At 61.7% G+C, this 16,438-nt stretch carries 13 protein-coding genes, 1 tRNA gene and 1 pseudogene; 6 read left to right on the forward strand and 9 right to left on the reverse strand.

Translation table 11 applies throughout. The annotated features are described in order from the left end of the window. Positions 1-3: 3 nt before the first annotated feature. The 3 genes from CAURI_RS04160 to CAURI_RS04170 are packed head-to-tail and all read right to left on the reverse strand — an operon-like array spanning position 4 to position 2,827. A complete protein-coding gene (locus CAURI_RS04160) occupies positions 4-1,473 on the reverse strand; it encodes an ABC transporter ATP-binding protein (protein ID WP_012714930.1) in 1,470 nt (489 codons plus the stop codon). Then, positions 1,470-2,195, reverse strand: a complete 726-nt coding sequence (locus CAURI_RS04165; protein ID WP_010187692.1) for an energy-coupling factor transporter transmembrane component T family protein — start codon at positions 2,193-2,195, stop codon at positions 1,470-1,472. Before CAURI_RS04165 ends, CAURI_RS04160 begins: the two co-directional genes overlap by 4 nt. Next, positions 2,192-2,827 (reverse strand): MptD family putative ECF transporter S component, encoded by a 636-nt coding sequence (locus CAURI_RS04170; protein WP_012714931.1) that lies wholly within the window; start codon positions 2,825-2,827, stop codon positions 2,192-2,194. Before CAURI_RS04170 ends, CAURI_RS04165 begins: the two co-directional genes overlap by 4 nt. 140 nt (positions 2,828-2,967) lie before the next feature. Here CAURI_RS04170 and CAURI_RS13570 point away from each other — a divergent pair. After that, positions 2,968-3,245 (forward strand): annotated as a pseudogene (locus CAURI_RS13570) (IS481 family transposase); the annotation flags it as partial. Between the two features lie 21 nt (positions 3,246-3,266). Here the strand turns inward: CAURI_RS13570 and CAURI_RS04180 are convergent. The 5 genes from CAURI_RS04180 to CAURI_RS04200 all read right to left on the reverse strand — a co-directional run bounded on the left by CAURI_RS04180 (position 3,267) and on the right by CAURI_RS04200 (position 5,849). Then, positions 3,267-3,339, reverse strand: a tRNA-Arg gene (locus CAURI_RS04180). Positions 3,340-3,410: 71 nt separating this feature from the next. Then, entirely contained in the window at positions 3,411-3,704 is a 294-nt protein-coding gene (locus tag CAURI_RS04185; protein WP_010187687.1) for a mycoredoxin, read from the reverse strand. Beyond that, positions 3,704-4,249, reverse strand: coding sequence for a dihydrofolate reductase (locus CAURI_RS04190; protein ID WP_010187686.1), 546 nt, complete (start codon positions 4,247-4,249; stop codon positions 3,704-3,706). The genes CAURI_RS04185 and CAURI_RS04190 overlap by 1 nt, the downstream gene beginning before the upstream one ends. Beyond that, entirely contained in the window at positions 4,249-5,055 is an 807-nt protein-coding gene (locus CAURI_RS04195; RefSeq protein ID WP_010187679.1) for a thymidylate synthase, read from the reverse strand. Before CAURI_RS04195 ends, CAURI_RS04190 begins: the two co-directional genes overlap by 1 nt. Positions 5,056-5,090: 35 nt before the next feature. After that, positions 5,091-5,849 (reverse strand): 3'(2'),5'-bisphosphate nucleotidase CysQ, encoded by a 759-nt coding sequence (locus CAURI_RS04200; protein ID WP_012714932.1) that lies wholly within the window; start codon positions 5,847-5,849, stop codon positions 5,091-5,093. 34 nt (positions 5,850-5,883) lie between these two features. On the opposite strand from CAURI_RS04200, the gene CAURI_RS04205 reads away from it, so the two are divergent. From CAURI_RS04205 to CAURI_RS04225, 5 genes are all read left to right on the forward strand, one after another. After that, a complete protein-coding gene (locus tag CAURI_RS04205) occupies positions 5,884-10,827 on the forward strand; it encodes an Lhr family ATP-dependent helicase (RefSeq protein ID WP_012714933.1) in 4,944 nt (1,647 codons plus the stop codon). Between the two features lie 87 nt (positions 10,828-10,914). Beyond that, positions 10,915-12,183 (forward strand): alpha-hydroxy acid oxidase, encoded by a 1,269-nt coding sequence (locus tag CAURI_RS04210; RefSeq protein ID WP_010187669.1) that lies wholly within the window; start codon positions 10,915-10,917, stop codon positions 12,181-12,183. A gap of 27 nt (positions 12,184-12,210) precedes the next feature. Continuing rightward, complete coding sequence (locus CAURI_RS04215) at positions 12,211-13,032, forward strand: DNA-formamidopyrimidine glycosylase family protein (protein ID WP_010187668.1); 822 nt, start codon at positions 12,211-12,213, stop codon at positions 13,030-13,032. Positions 13,033-13,042: 10 nt separating this feature from the next. Beyond that, complete coding sequence (locus CAURI_RS04220; protein WP_010187667.1) at positions 13,043-13,456, forward strand: YccF domain-containing protein; 414 nt, start codon at positions 13,043-13,045, stop codon at positions 13,454-13,456. 52 nt (positions 13,457-13,508) lie between these two features. Next, positions 13,509-14,576, forward strand: coding sequence for an HNH endonuclease signature motif containing protein (locus CAURI_RS04225; RefSeq protein ID WP_236660839.1), 1,068 nt, complete (start codon positions 13,509-13,511; stop codon positions 14,574-14,576). A gap of 163 nt (positions 14,577-14,739) precedes the next feature. On the opposite strand, the gene pgi is transcribed toward CAURI_RS04225, so the two are convergent. Next, complete coding sequence (gene pgi, locus CAURI_RS04230; RefSeq protein ID WP_010187661.1) at positions 14,740-16,374, reverse strand: glucose-6-phosphate isomerase; 1,635 nt, start codon at positions 16,372-16,374, stop codon at positions 14,740-14,742. Positions 16,375-16,438: the final 64 nt, after the last annotated feature.

Here is a 16,438-nt window from a genome sequence, read left to right on the forward strand (position 1 = left end):
TTCTCAATTCTTGTTGATGTCAGTCATATCGATGATTCTGGTGACTGATTCTTGGATGAATTCGTGGTCATGGGTGATGACGATGACCACTGCTCCGCTTGCTGCAAGAGATCGAAGTAGCGCAGAGATGGATTGCAGTTGGCGCCAGCCCACGCCAGAGGTAGGTTCATCGAAGATGTAGATCGCTGCTTGCTCGGCTTGGGCTGAAGCTATGGCTAAGCGTTGCCGTTGCCCACCGGACAGAGACTGCGGATGCCGTTGGGCCATTCCTGCCAGATCGAGGCGATGGAGAATCTCATTGACATCGATGTGGTCCCGCTTCTTCTTTGCCAGTCCGAGCGTGACTTCTTCTTCGGTGGTGGCTGCGAATAATTGGCGGCCAACATCTTGCATCACCATGTACGCGGCACGTCTGCGGGCAGCCGCTCCTACTCGTTTGCTGTTCAAACGGAGACTACCGCCGCGTTTGGGAGAAGCAAGACCACAAATGATCCTGGCGAGGGTGGTTTTTCCAGCGCCGTTGGGCCCGATTAAGGCGGTGACTTCGCCGCTGGGGAAAAATGCGTGGTCAATGTTTAATACCTCATGTGCGCCATAAGAAAAACAGATGTTGCTTAGCTCGAGTCCGCTCCGCTGGGGATCGGCGTTTTCGAGCGTGGGTGGTACCGGCACGCTCGCGGGCAGGGGAACATGGTGTAAGCTGCGTAGCCCCAATTGTTTGCGTTCGGGTTCGTCTAAGGCATAAAACTCCTGAGCGCGGAAACTCCGCGTTATTTTTCCCTGAGTCAAGTAAATAACTTGGTCAGCGATATCTTTTAAGAAAAAGAGACGGTGATCAGCGATAATGATCGTTGTGCCTAATTCCTTCAAGCGGTGTAGCACGCGTGCAAGAATATCGATGCTTTCCATAGAGAGATTGGACGTGGGTTCATCGAGAAGCACGAGACTGCCCGGGGACACAAGCGCGCATGCGCATGCCACGGTTTGTAACTGCCCACCGGATAATTCTTTGAATCGCCGGCCCCGAAGATCGTTAATGCCTAGTAGCTCGACCGCTGATTGAATCCTCGACTCAATTTCTTTGGGATCTACACCAAGGTTTTCTAGCCCGAAGGCCAATTCTGCATTGACGCTTTCAGTGAAAAATTGTGTCCTTGGATTCTGGAATACTGAGGCGCTGAACTCGATGGCTCGGGACAGCGGTTCTTCCGCAGGGGTAAAAGCCTGGTCATCCTTTATAATAGTGATGGTGCCTAGTAGCTCTCCTGGATTGAAATGGGGGATGAGTCCGTTGATCAACTTGAGTACCGTGGACTTTCCCGATCCGGAATCACCGGTAATCAGTAGACACTGTCCTGGAGAGACAGAAAAAGACACATCAGATACACCTTGAATACCTGGCCGAGCTCCCAATGGATATGTAAAAGAAACGTTGTGGGCGTCTACACTGGTTGCGATACTGCGTTCGTTCATAAGTGGACCTCCGTGGGAAGCCAGACAGAGGCAACAACGAGGCCCAACCCAGCTAGTGCAGTTGCATCGACAAGCTTGAAGGAAAGATCGGCGGTGGTGGTTGGGCGTGCGGGTCCTCCCAATCCCCGGACAAGAGCAGAGGCAGCGAGCTCATCACCAGCGCGGACGACGGCACCTAATAAGGGGATGATCAACATCGCGGACGATTGTGTGGGCTGTGTGATCCAGCTTTTTACTCCAGGCTGGAGACCCCGAAGGACCATGGCATCGCGGATGGCTTTGGCTTCTGCCACGATGATCGGCAAAACGCGCAGGAATACCGCCGGTGGAATGGTGGCCCAGCCTGGTAAACGCAGGTCCCGCAGTGCTGAGGTCAACGTGGATGGTGTGAGAGTGAGCAAGCCGAATGTGCCGATGGACATGCTGATGACAAAACGGCTTAGCCACGAAAAAATTGCCGCTGAAAAAGCGAAAAATGTGGAGCCAGGAAGCTGTAATAGGCCCCAGTACCCTAGATAGGATAATGCAAAAGCGAACAGGCAAATAAGACCATAGTGTGGCTTTACTGTAGCTAGTGCGATGGAGCTGAAAGCGATAGAAATCAGCAGTGTCGGTAGGTGGCCGTGGCTGAGAGCTACCGCATTGATTACTAGAACAGAAAGCAGCACGGTCCGTGGATCGATCGAAGATCGATGAAGCACGCCCTGTTTTTGCAGGCTCACAGGAGACCAGCGCTTTCAAAGTGTTTGCGGCTGACGCGAACTCCGACCTTTCCTCCGATAAAGCCGACGATGAGCGCACAAATGGCCAGTACTCCAATGGTCCATGGCTGGAAGATATCCGACATGGCATCGGCATATTCTTGACCCATTTGGTCTGCGATATCGACGTAGTAGGAGTCCGTATCCAGAATTAGCGGGATAAAAGGCATAGAAATCCAGACACAGAAGACGCTGTAGGCAATAGGGAAGGATTTGGCAATACTGAGGTGGCTTTTTGTAATAATCAAATCCGCGATAAACCCTAGAATTATGCTTCCCAGCAGGGTCCAGAAGTAGTGTCCGGTGAGCATGAATGCTAGTCCGTTAATACCACCGACGAGGGTGAAAGCACCCATTTTGGGCGTGCGGGCGGCATAAAGCGCTAGCACGATTCCGTTTGCGATTGCCGCGATGAACCATCCAATAAACATGAATTGTGGTCCTGCGAATCCAATCATTCCGCTTACAAAGGTGATTACAAAGTAAAGTGCAGCAAAGATGCCAGCGTTGATGAGATCTCTGGTGTTTAAACGTGCCGTCGACCCACTGGATGAGCTTGCACTCCGTGCGGGCGTAGAGGACTGTTGGGTCATAGTAAACCTCGATTTATGAACAGCAGGAAAGGTAAGGCTTACCTAAGTTAGGTAATACTGTTTATAAAACATTTCAAGTTTTGATCTGAAGATTCACCCTTAATGGGGGTGAATGCAGATAAGTAGACATCAAACCAGACCACGACTACCGACTAAGTACCGACAAAATCGGCACCAACGGCAAGACAACCCTGCGATGGGGAGGCAAACTACGCCGCCTCTACATCGGACGCAGATGGGGCGGGGAACCAATCACCATGGTCTGCATCGACAACCACGTCGACGTCAAAATAGCCATCACTGGGGCACAAATCGCCGCCTACACACTCACCGAAGAAAAGATCTACTACAACTAGAAAGACAACGAACTCAACCCCAGTCGGGGCAACTAAAAAATCTCGAGACACCGACCGGAACGATGTCTCGAGACTTCACAGCGTGCCCCAGAGAAGATTCGAACTTCCGACACCGGCTTTAGGAGAGCCGTGCTCTATCCCCTGAGCTACTGGGGCGGGGGTGCGTTGCGCACCTAGGTAAGACTAGCAGCCCCGCGTGGGGCGGCGTTAAATGCGTCGCCTTTCGTTTATTCGCCGGCCAGCTCCGCGTACTTGGCGCGGACCTCGCTGGCGGAAGGGTTGGTGGCGTGGGTGCCGTCGGAGTAGAGGACGGTGGGCACGATGCGGTTGCCGTCGTTGACGGACTCGATCCAGGCGTTGATGTCGGCGGTGTCGGGGGAATCCGCTTCGACGTTGACGAGCTCGTATGGGGTTTCGGTGCGGTCCAGGTTTTTGATCAGCTTGGCACAGAACGGGCACCAATCGGCGAAGAAGATGGTGACGTGCTCAGTGGTTTCGGGAGTGGCAACGTTGGTGCTCATTAAGCAGCAGCCTTTCTGTCGTAGGTGAGGAAACGGTATTTCATCGGCAGCTCGCTGGGCGGCTGGCCGGGAATGGTGAGGTGGCCTGATTCGGAGGTCAGCCAGTCACTATCGGCAGATAGGCTGAATTCCTCCGGAACGCTCGGGGCCAGGACGGCATCTGCGCCGTAGGCATCGCCGACTTGTACACCCATGAGGGTGAGCTCGATTGTATCCACGCGGTCGAGGGCGGAGCTATAGAGCTGGCCGCCGCCGATGATCCAGGCGTCGTCAAGCGTGGCGTGAAGTGCGGCGTCGAGGTTGTCCACCACGGTGGCGCCCGCAGACCACTCGCCGGGCTCGCGGCGGGACAGCACGATGTTGTCCCTGCCCGGAAGTGGGCGGAACTTGGGGGTGAGGGATTCCCACGTCTTACGGCCCATGATGACGGGCGCGCCCATGGTCACTTCCTTGAAATGCTTGAGGTCCTCCGGCACGTGCCAGGGCATGACCACGCCGTCACCAATGACCCCGTCGAGGGACTGGGCCCAGATTGCGCCCAGCATTAAACGGACACCTGCGCCTTGATGGTGGGGTGGGGGTCGTAGCCGATGACCTCAAAATCATCGAAGTCATAGTCAAAGAGGCTCTCAGCCTTGTGGAGTTTGAGCTGTGGGTACTCGCGGGGCTGACGGGAGAGCTGTTCCTTAACCTGCTCGATGTGGTCGTTGTAGATGTGGCAATCTCCGCCGGTCCAGATGAGCTCGCCTACCTCTAAACCTGCTTGCTGCGCAAACATGTGAGTCAGCGCCGCGTAGGAGGCTAAGTTGAAGGGAACGCCGAGGAACATGTCCGCCGAGCGCTGGTAAACCTGCATGGACAACTTGCCGTCGGCGACATAAAGCTGGAAAAGCAAGTGGCAGGGCATGAGCGCCATCTTGTCCAACTCAGAGACGTTCCACGCGGAGACCAAGTTGCGGCGGGAATCCGGGTTGTTCTTGAGCGTGTCCAGCGCGACCTGAATCTGGTCGATGTGCTGGCCATCCGGTGTGGGCCACGAGCGCCATTGCACGCCGTAGACGGGGCCTAGCTCACCGTCCTCATCGGCCCACTCGTTCCAGATGCGAACCTTGTTCTCCTGCAGCCACTTCACGTTGGAGTCACCGCGCAGGAACCACAGCAGCTCACCAATCACGCCGTGGAAGTAGACCTTCTTGGTGGTCAGCAGGGGAAAAGACTCCGCCAGGTTATAGCGAAGCTGGGCACCGAACAGGGAGAGGGTGCCGGTGCCAGTGCGGTCGCCTTTGGGAGCGCCTTCTTCCAGGACGCGGCGCAGGAGGTCCTCGTACGGAGTCTCAATCATGGTCGCCATGATAGCGCTCTTGCGCCCGTGCCACGCGCGTGGGGTTAGTACCCGCCGTTGGCCTCCGCGTAGGCGGCGGCGTGTTCCAGAATCTCCTCTGCCAGCTCCGGGCGGCAGATCAAAAGATCCGGGATGAAGGTGTCCTCGTTATTGAACTTGATGGGGGAGCCATCCAGGCGTGAACAGTGCAGGCCCGCGGCCAAAGCCACGCCCACCGGGGCGGCTTGGTCCCACTCGTACTGGCCGCCGGCATGGATGTAGCCGTCATAGTCGCCCAAGAGCACGTGGATCGCCTTCGCACCTGCGGAGCCCACGCCGACGGTCTCAAAGCTCATCTTCTCCGCGACGTAATCCGCCACCTTCGGCGGACGGTTGCGGGAAACCACGAACTTCTTTGACAGCGGGCCGGTTACCGCGCGCACGTCGGAGGACTTAAAGGTCACGCCCATGTCCGGCATGCCGACGGCCGCGTGGATGGGGGTGCCGTTTTCGACCAGAGCGATGTGGACGGCCCAGTCCTGGCGGCCGGTAGCAAACTCCTTCGTGCCGTCGAGCGGGTCAATGATCCACACGCGGTCCTTCTTCAAACGGCTTAAGTCATCGGCAGCCTCTTCCGACAGGACGCCGTCCTTGGGACGGTGCTGCTCAAGGACGCGGGAGATCCACTCCTGAGCGGCCTCATCGCCGGCATCACCCAGCGCCAAGCCGCGCAGCAGGCCACCGTTGCGCACGCCTTTGAGTATTTCGCCGCAGCCATCGGCGAGGGAGTTGGTTAGACGGGAATCAGAAATCTCAACGGTCATAGTGACCAGATTAGCGCGCGCGATACAGTAGGGCATGTCTAAAAACGTTCTGGCGAAGTTCCGCCCACAGGTGGCCGGGTGGTTCCAGGACGTTTTCGCCGCCCCCACCCCCGTCCAAGAGCAGGCATGGGAGGCGATTTCCGGTGGTGCGAATGCGCTGGTTGTGGCACCGACCGGCTCTGGTAAGACGCTCGCGGCCTTTCTGTGGGCGCTGAATTCTTTGGTGGAACGCGAAGGCCAGACTGCGCTGCCACTGAGCAATGAACCTTCCCGCGAGGGCGCTCATGACGGCGTGAGAGTGCTGTATATCTCACCGCTCAAGGCCTTGGGCGTGGACGTCGAGAACAATCTGCGCGCCCCGCTCAACGGCATTGCGCGGACCGCTGAGCGGTTGGGCCTGGAGGTGCCGGATATTACCGTCGGCGTGCGCTCAGGCGATACCCCGCAGGCTGGGCGCGCCCGCCAGGTGCGCAAGCCACCGGACATCCTCATCACCACGCCGGAATCGGCCTACCTCATGCTCACCTCCAAGGCGGCGGGGATTTTGAAGACCGTGGATACCGTCATCATCGATGAGATCCATGCCTTGGCCGGCACCAAGCGCGGCGTGCACCTGGCGCTGACTTTGGAGCGCCTTGGGCTCATCGCAGGGGAGTTTCAGCGCATTGGACTCTCGGCGACGGTGCGCCCGCTGAGTGCTGTCGCGAACTTCTTGGGCAGCGACCGTCCCGTGGACATCATCGCGCCACCGGCGAAGAAGCGATGGCAGCTCGACGTCCACGTGCCGGTCGAGGACATGTCGGACCTGCCCACTCCGGAGCAGGGCTCGCCCATCGGGGAGGCGACTGTCGACGACCCCCTTGGCATCACCGAAGGCCCCCAGGATGCGATGCGCGTGCATGCGCAGCGCAAGGAAGAAGGCGGGGCAGGAGACTCCGCCCTGCCCACGGCGAAGTCCATCTGGCCCTTCATCGAAGAAGAGCTTTACGCCGAAATCATGGAGCAGCGCTCCACCCTCGTCTTCGTCAACTCACGCCGCACCGCCGAGCGGCTCACCAGCCGGCTCAACGAGCTCTACGCCCAAGAACACGATCCAGAGTCCTTGAGCCCAGCGACCCGGCGCGATCCGGCCCAGCTGATGAAACAAGTGGACGTCGCCGGCAAGGCCCCTGCCGTCATCGCTCGTGCGCACCACGGTTCGGTATCCAAGGACGAGCGAGCGTTGACGGAAACCATGCTCAAAGAAGGCACGCTCAAGGCCGTGGTGGCCACGAGCTCCCTGGAGCTAGGCATCGACATGGGTGCGGTGGAACTGGTGGTGCAGGTGGAGTCCCCGCCCTCGGTGGCCTCCGGTCTGCAGCGCGTGGGCCGCGCCGGGCACTCGGTCGGTGCGGTCTCTCGCGGTTCCTTCTATCCCAAGCACCGCGCGGACCTCGTGCAATCAGCTCTCACCGTCGCCCGCATGGAGGAGGGTCTCATCGAGGAGATGCACGCCCCGCGCAATCCGTTGGATGTCTTGGCACAGCAGACGGTGGCGGCGGTGGTGGCGTCGGCAAGCGCGGGCACGAGCGAGGGGCTCGAGGCCGACGAATGGTATGACACCGTGCGCCGCGCCTGGCCCTATAAGGACCTGGCGCGCGAGGTCTTCGACTCCGTGCTGGATCTGGTCAGTGGCGTGTACCCCTCGACGGATTTTGCGGAGCTGAAACCGCGGGTGGTCTATGACCGCGTGACGGGCGTACTGACTCCGCGCCCCGGCGCGCAGCGCGTGGCGGTGACCAACGGCGGCACCATCCCGGACCGCGGCATGTTTGGGGTGTTCCTGGTGGGAACTGGTGAGGCCGGTTCCGCGCCGCGCCGCGTGGGCGAGCTCGATGAGGAAATGGTCTATGAAACCCGGGTGGGGGATATCTTTACGCTCGGCGCGACGAGCTGGCGCGTGGAGGAGATTACGCGCGACCAGGTGTTGGTAACTCCCGCGCCGGGGCACACGGGGCGTTTGCCTTTCTGGAACGGTGACTCCGCGGGGCGGCCCTATGAGCTGGGCAAGGCGCTGGGCGCATTCCGGCGTGAGGCGCACGCGGACCCCTCCGTGGTGCGCGACGCAGATGAGAACGCGCGGCGCAATATCGCGGCCTACCTGCACGAGCAGAACGAGGCCACCGGGCTCATCCCGGATGAGAAGACGCTTCTGCTGGAGCGCTTCACGGATGAGCTGGGGGATTGGCGCGTGCTGCTGCACACCCCGTTTGGCAGGCCGGTGAATGCGGCGTGGGCGCTGGCGGTGGGTCAGCGCGTGGCGGAGCGCACCGGGATGGATGCGCAGGCCGTGGCGGGCGATGACGGTATCGTGCTGCGCCTGCCGCAGGGGGAGCAGGACCCGGATGCTTCGCTCTTTCTTTTCGACGCCGATGAGATCGCGGACATCGTCACCGAACAGGTGGGAAACTCCGCGCTCTTTGCTTCTCGTTTCCGGGAGTGCGCGGCGCGAGCGCTGCTTTTGCCGCGGCGCAACCCGGGCAAGCGCGCGCCTTTGTGGCAGCAGCGCCAGCGCGCGGAGCAGCTTCTCGACGTCGCCCGCAACTACCCCTCTTTCCCCATCATCCTGGAGGCCGTGCGCGAGTGCGTGCAGGATGTCTACGACCTGCCGGCGCTCACGGAGGTCATGCGGGAGCTGGCGCACCGTCGCATTCGCATCGCGGAGGTCACCACGGAGCAGCCTTCGCCGTTCGCGTCCTCGCTGCTGTTCAACTACACCGGCGCGTTCATGTACGAGGGGGATTCGCCCCTGGCGGAAAAGCGCGCGGCGGCCCTGGCGCTGGACCCGGCGTTGTTGGCGAAGCTTCTGGGGACGGTGGAGCTGCGCGAGCTTCTCTCCGCTGAAGTCATTGCTGAAGTCCACGCCCAGCTGCAGCGCACCACTGTAGAACGCCAGGCGCGGACCACCGAGGAGGTCGCGGACCTGCTGCGCGTGCTGGGCCCCATCCCGGTCGAGGAGTTCGGCGCGCACGCCACGGTGCCATTGAGCGCACTCGATTCTCTTGGCGCGCGGATCATGCGGGTGCGCACCAACGGCCGCGAGCACGTGGCGCAAGCGCTTGATGCACCGTTGCTTCGCGACGGCCTGGGCATCCCCGTTCCACCCGGCATCCCCGCCCAGCAGGCCACGATTACCGACGCCCTGGATCAGTTAGTCAGCCGCTGGGCGCGCACGCGCGGGCCGTTTGTGGCGCGCGATGTGCAAGAAGCTTTTGGTCTCTCGGCCGCGGTGGCGCACTCGACGCTGAACGGTCTGGACTCCATCCTGGCTGGGCACTACCGGCAGGGCGTGGAGGAGCAGGAGTACTGCGCGGCGGAGGTGCTCAAGGTCATCCGCTCGCGCTCGCTGGCGGCAGCGCGGGCGGCCACACAGCCGGTCTCGCCCGCGGCCTTCGGGCGCTTCCTTCCGGACTGGCAGCAGGTGGCGGCAGTAGGCCGGCGCCCCGTGCTGCGCGGGGTGGACGGCGTCTTCGCCGTCATTGAGCAGCTGGCCGGGGTGCGCCTGCCTGCTTCGGCCTGGGAGAGTCTCATCTTGCCTGCGCGCGTAGGGGATTATTCGCCGACGATGCTCGATGAGCTCACCGCCAGCGGCGAGGTTCTCATCGTGGGCGCAGGCAAGGCCGGCTCCAACGACCCCTGGATCATGCTGTTGCCGGCGGACTATGCCGCGCAGCTCGCCCCGCAGGTTTCTGCGGAGGAGGCTGGCGTGTCCATGCTGCAGACCCAGCTGCTCGAGGCCTTGCAGGGCGGCGGCAGCTACCTTATCTCCGATATTCAACCGCAGCTCAGCGGCACCGCAGAAGAGGTTCGCGAGGCCCTCTGGGGTCTGGTGGAGGCAGGTCTGGTCAGCCCCGATTCCTTCGCTCCTATCCGGGCCCACCTGGCCGCAGGCGGTCCCGCCGGGCGTGCGGCGCATCGCGCGCGGCGCAGGCCATCGCGCTCGCGTCTGCGCATGGGGCGCACGTCCTTTGCACAAGCACACAATGTCTCCAGTGCGCCGACCGCGCCCGACGTGGTGGGGCGGTGGTCGCTGGCCGTTGCCGCCGCCACGGATGCGACGTCGCGTTCCATCGCGCACGGCGAGGCCTGGCTGGACCGCTACGGTGTGCTTACCCGTGGCTCTGTGGTGGCCGAGGACGTCCTGGGTGGTTTCGCCCTGGCTTATAAGGTGCTCTCCGGTTTTGAGGAATCCGGCAAGGCCATGCGCGGCTATGTCATTGAGGGCTTGGGGGCGGCGCAGTTCTCCACGCCCGCGGTCATCGACCGCTTGCGCGGCGTGGATGATTCGCCGGACGTCACCGGCTGGCCCTCCGGAACCCGCGAGCCGCAGACGTATGTTCTGGCCGCGACCGACCCTGCCAACCCCTACGGTGCGGCGCTGCCCTGGCCCACTACCGACGCCGGCGAATCTGCGGCCCGCCCCACCCGCGCCGCGGGTGCCTTGGTGGTGCTCATGGATGGCCTGCCCGTAGCCCACCTGACCCGGGGCGGGAAGACGTTGACTACGTTCTTCAACGCTTTGCCCGAGGGCATCGAGCGCACCGAGGTACTAGCCGCAGTGCTTGCAGGCCTCAACGAGCTGGTGGCCGCCGGGCGCTTGAACAAGCTGGTCGTTGAGAAGGCGAACGGGCGGCCCATCTTCGAGTCAAAGCTTGGCGGTGAGCTGCGCGCACTGGGCGCGGCGCTGACCCCGAAGGGCGTGCGGATTACTGGCTCTGCCCACACCGCCTCTTCCGGCCGTGCAGGACAGCACGGTCAATCTGGAGAAGCCGCGCGCTCCGCTGAACCTTACCGTCCCGCACGTCGCGGTGGGCGCCGCGCCGTCGAGGCGATGGAGGAGCTGTCCTTCGATGATCCGGAGGATTCCACTGAGTCTGGTGGCCCATCGACTACGCCGGGAAGCCCAGGTGGTTTCCGCCCGCGCCGTCGACGCCGCTGAATGATATTCACCTTCATTTAGCCCACGGGCTTTTCATGGGTCTAACCTCAAAAGCTGATAGCCCAATAGAAAAGGAGTCTTGTTTCCATGCGGCTAAAGCGCCAACTGCCCAACGTGTCCGAGCTCAAGAACCTCATGCGGTTCGAAGCACCCAACCTCGACCGCCGGGCAGCACGCCTGGCAGAGGCCGCTGATGTGTGGGATCTGCGCAAGATTGCCAAGCGCCGCACCCCGAAGGCGGCCTTCGACTACGTCGATGGTGCAGCCCGCGACGAGGTCAGCTACCGAGAGTCCCGCGACTTCTTCCGTGATGTGCGCCTCATGCCCAACGTGCTCAACGGTGCGAACGACATCTCCTTGAGCACCGAGATCGCCGGCGAGCCCGCGGCCCTGCCTTTCGGCATCGCGCCAACCGGCTTTACCCGCTTCATGCATGCCGAGGGCGAAGACGCCGGCAGCCAGGCTGCCCGCGATGCGGGAATCCCATTCACCTTGTCCACGATGGGCACGCGCTCGGTCGAGGAGGTCGCAGCGTCGCAAGGCAATAGCGGGCGCCGCTGGTTCCAGCTCTACCTGTGGAAGGATCACTCCGCCTGCCAGGAACTCATCGAACGCGCTGCCGCCAACGGCTATGACACCCTCGTGGTCACCGTGGATACGCCCGTGGCGGGCCAGCGTCTGCGCGATACCCGTAACGGCATGCGCATCCCGCCGCGCCTGACCGCCGGCACCGTCTTCGACGCCGCGTGGCGCCCCGAGTGGTGGTTCAACTTCCTCACCACGGACCCGGTCACCTTTGCCTCCCTGACCTCGACCACCGGCACACTAGGCGAGCTGGTCAACACCATGTTTGACCCAGGCCTCAACTTCGAGGACCTAGCGTGGATTCGCAAGCAGTGGACGGGCAAGCTCTTCGTCAAGGGAATCGTCAACCCCGAGGACGCCCGCAAGGTCATCGACCTTGGCGCCGACGGCATCGTGGTCTCCTCCCACGGCGGGCGCCAGCTCGACCGCGTGGTCAACACCCTCCAAGCCCTTGAGGCCGTGCGCGCGGAGGTAGGCCCGGACGTGGAGATCATCTACGACTCCGGCATTATGTCCGGCGTCGACATCGCCATTGCGCTGTCTCTGGGTGCGGATTTCGTCCTCATCGGCCGCGCCTACCTCTACGGGCTGATGGCCGGCGGCAAGGAAGGCGTCGACCGCGTCATTGAGCTGCTCGCGGAGGAGTTCAAGAACACCCTCCAGCTGCTCGGCGTGAAGAAGATCGAAGACCTTTCCCGCCAGCACGTGGTCACCCCGTGGGAGCCGGGTGCGCTGGCATTCGGTGAAGGAAGGAACACGCCGGTAGAGTAGGCACCCGTTTGGTGAGGAGGTTCTGCTGTGCCCGAGGGTGATTCCGTACTGCAGCTGTCGAATCGGCTGCAGTTCATGGAAGGCCGGCGCGTAACCTCCTCCTCCCTGCGCGTGCCGCGCTATGCCACCGTGCGTTTCGACGGGCTGGTGTGCGAGGAGGTCTGGCCCTATGGCAAGCACCTCTTCATGGACTTCGGGGGTGAGCTCATCCTTCATACCCACCTCAAGATGGAAGGCACGTGGGCCATCCACTATGCCGGGGACCGCTGGCGCAAGCCCGGCCACAGCGCGCGCGTGGTGCTGCAGATGGAGAATACCCCGCGCGATATTGAGTTGGTGGGGCACTGGCTAGGGCTGGTCGAGGTCTTTCCATCCCGCGAGTTTGAGCAGCACATGGCGCACCTAGGCCCCGACATCCTCGCGCCTGAGTGGTTGGAAGGCGGCTTTGAGGAGGCTGTGCACCGCATTGAGTCGCGCCCCGAGCGCAGCATCGGCGCGGCCCTCCTGGACCAGCGCAACGTGGCAGGCTTGGGCAACGAATACCGCGCCGAGGTCTGCTTCCTGGCCGGCGTTCATCCAGCAACACCTGTAGCGCTTGTCGACGTCCCCCAGATCCTCACCATCTCCCGTCGCCTCATCTGGGCCAACCGAGACTCGCCGGTACGTGTGACCACCGGCGTGAAAAGGGCAGGGGAGACCACCTATGTCTTCGGACGCAACCGTCAGCGCTGCCGGCGCTGCGGCACGCTCATTGAGAAATCCACGCTGGGTGGTGTGGACGCCGGCGGCGATGAAGGAGAGTTGGAGCGCGTCATCTGGTGGTGCCCGCACTGCCAGCCGCGTCGCTAGGCTGGGATGCATGAAGATCATTTTGAACATCATCTGGTTGGCAACTGGTGGCCTTGTCCTCGCACTGGGCTACTTCCTCCTCGGCATCCTGGCCTGCATCCCCGTCGTGACGATTCCTGCCGGTGTGGCCTCGATGCGTATGGCGAATTTCGCGCTGTGGCCCTTTGGGCGCTCCGTCATTCAACCGGTCAAAGGTACCGGTGGCATGTCTCGGTTCTCTAACGTTGTCTGGTTCCTTGTCGCTGGCCTGTGGCTGGCCATCGGCCACGTCACCACTGCAGCGGCGCAGGCAGTGACCATCGTGGGCATCCCGGTGGCTCTGGCCAACCTGAAGATGATCCCGGTGACATGCTTCCCGTTCGGCCGCAAGATTGTCGACTCAGATGAGATCCCCTTCGGCTGGGAGTCGATGATCAAGCTTTAACGATTCTCTCTCCGGTTGCGGGGGTGGTCAGGGTGCTTTAGTGTTCTGGGTCATGGGGGATTTAGAGACCTATTTCTCCTACCGCAACTCGGGGATTTCTTTGGTGGAGCTGGCGGTAGGAGGCGAGAAACGTTTACGCGCACTCGGCGCTTCGCCTGCTGACGCCGCCGAACTGGCACGCCTGAACCACATTTACTTCGGCGCCACGAAATTCACGGGTAAGCAACGACAAGCTCGAGCCCGAGCTGCCGAACAACGCCATGATCTGGCCACACTCAGCCTCATCGAGTCCTATACCAAGAAACTGAAGAATCAGCTGCATGCCTGGAACCTAAGGGTCAAGCTTGCCGGTACCCCAGCACACAACATCCCAGCCGTGGCGGCCAAGCGCTTAAAAGAGCTCAAGCCCAAACGCGTGCCCACACCTGGTGTGCGCATGACCTATCGCGCTGACGGTCCACACTCGCTGACCATTACCGATGACCCCATGACCGTGACCGAGATGCGCGGCGTGCTGGAATCCATCAACCAGGACAACCTGCTGGAAGCAGCCAATCACGTCTTCTTCACCAAGTCCCACGGCGGAACCAAACCAGCCGTATTCACCAGCGTGGTGGTGACCTTGGACAAGCTCGACAAGATTGTTAGCGGCGACGGCGATGACATCGTGCTCGAACTAACCAATGGTGGCCGAATGACCGGCACGGAGTTTTTGAACTACAAGTTTGCCGAGATCGGCTACGTCACCCTCATCCACCCCACCATCGGGCCGGTGTGGCTGCACCGCATGAAACGCCTAGCCGGGTTTGAGCAGCGCATGATGGCTAGTGCTGAGCATCCCACCTGTGCCAGGAAAGGATGTAATAAGCCTGCTGATTATGCCCAGGTGCACCACCTCATTCCGTGGAAAGCAGGAGGTACCACCGACCCGCCGAATCTGACGATGCTGTGTGCTTATCACAACGGCATTAACGATGATGACCCAGAGAAACCCACCGGGGCCGGCTATGTCTTCCGACTGCGCGGTGATGTGGACTACATCCCACCCTGGGGAGAACCAATCACCGCCCAGGTTGCCTATCAAACCGCGCAGCACGGACTTGGACCGCCCGACAGCTAAACCGCCACGCAACACAAAAGACACGCGGATGCCCGCAGGAAGGTAAAACACCACGCGGACGCCCACAAGGGCCTCCGCGGCGTTGGCGATCCGAGCTTCCGATCAGCGCTTGAAAACGCGTGAACCCCCGACCGTTCGGCCGGGGGACGTCGCCAAGCAGTGCTTAACGGTGGTTGCGGTACCAGCTGATGAGAGCATCGGTGGAAACGTCGCCGGATGCGGCTTCCTCCTTGCCGGAGACTGCTGGTGCTAGGTCATTAGCTTGCTGCTTGCCCAGCTCCACGCCCCACTGGTCGAAGGAGTTGATATCCCAGATGATGCCCTGGGTGAAGACGATGTGCTCGTAGAGTGCGATGAGCGCGCCGAGGGTCTGCGGGGTGAGCTCCTCCGCCAGAATGGTGGTGGACGGGCGGTTGCCCGGCATAACCTTGTGCGGCACGAGGGCGTCGTCCACGCCCTCAGCGGCGATTTCCTCAGCGGTCTTGCCAAAGGCCAGAACCTTGGTCTGCGCGAAGAAGTTACCCATGAGCAGGTCATGCATCGAGCCGGTGCCGTCGGCAGTGGGGAAGTCCTCCTTCGGGCGGGCAAAGCCGATGAAGTCCGCCGGGATGAGCTTGGTGCCCTGGTGCATGAGCTGGAAGAAAGCGTGCTGGCCGTTGGTGCCCGGCTCACCCCAGTAGATTTCACCGGTCCCGGCGCTGACTGCGGTGCCATCACGGCGCACGGACTTGCCGTTGGATTCCATGGTGAGCTGCTGCAGGTAGGCAGGGAAGCGGCCGAGGTCCTCGGAGTAAGGCAGCACCGCGTGGGTCTGCGCACCGAAGAAGTTGGAGTACCACACGCCGAGCAGGCCCATCAGAGCCGGCACGTTCTGCTCCAGAGGAGCGGTGCGGAAGTGCTCATCCATGGCGTGGAAGCCTTCGAGGAAACGCATGAAGTCCAGGGGGCCGATGGTGCACATCAGGGACAGGCCGATGGCGGAATCGACGGAGTAGCGTCCGCCCACCCAGTTCCAGAACCCGAACATGTTCTGGGTGTCGATGCCGAACTCCGCGACCTTCTCCGCGTTGGTGGAGACCGCAACGAAGTGCTTGGCGACGGCCGACTCGTCACCATCAAACTGCTCAATCAGCCAGCGGCGCGCGGCGTGAGCGTTGGCCAGGGTTTCCTGAGTGGTGAAGGTCTTGGAAGCGACGATGAAGAGGGTGGAGCCTGCGTCGAGGCCGTCGAGAGTTGCGGCGAGATCTGCCGGGTCGACGTTGGAGACGAACTCTGCGCTAATGCCCGCTACTTCGTAGGAGCGCAGGGCCTTCGCGGCCATGGCCGGGCCCAAGTCGGAGCCGCCGATGCCGATGTTGACCACCTTCTTGATGGTGTGGCCCGTATGTCCCAGCCACGTGCCGGAGCGCAGCGCGGTGGCGAAGTCGCGCATGCGGCCTAAAGTTTCGTGGACGTCGGCAGCGACGTCCTGGCCGTCCACGCTCAAATCTTTTTCAACAGGCAGGCGCAGCGCGGTGTGCAGCACGGCGCGGTCCTCAGTGTTGTTGAGATGCTCGCCGGCGAACATGGCATCGCGGCGTCCCTCGACGTCGGCGGCGCGGGCGAGGTCCACCAGTGCGTTGAGGACTTCCTCATCGATGAGATTCTTTGACAGATCCACGTGCAGGCCCGCAGCATCGAAAGAAAAATCTGCGGCGCGGGAAGTGGAGTTGGCAAAAAGCTCACGCAGGTTGAGGTCCTTTTTGCTCTCAAAAAGCGAGGTGAGCGCGGCCCACTGCGGCTGAGCGGTGATGTCCATTGCAAAAGCCTTTCTGGCAGGTAGCAGACATGAAACTTACTGTGTCCACCGTAGTCCAGAAATC

The organism is Corynebacterium aurimucosum ATCC 700975, from assembly GCF_000022905.1.
Lineage (GTDB): Bacteria > Actinomycetota > Actinomycetes > Mycobacteriales > Mycobacteriaceae > Corynebacterium > Corynebacterium aurimucosum_F.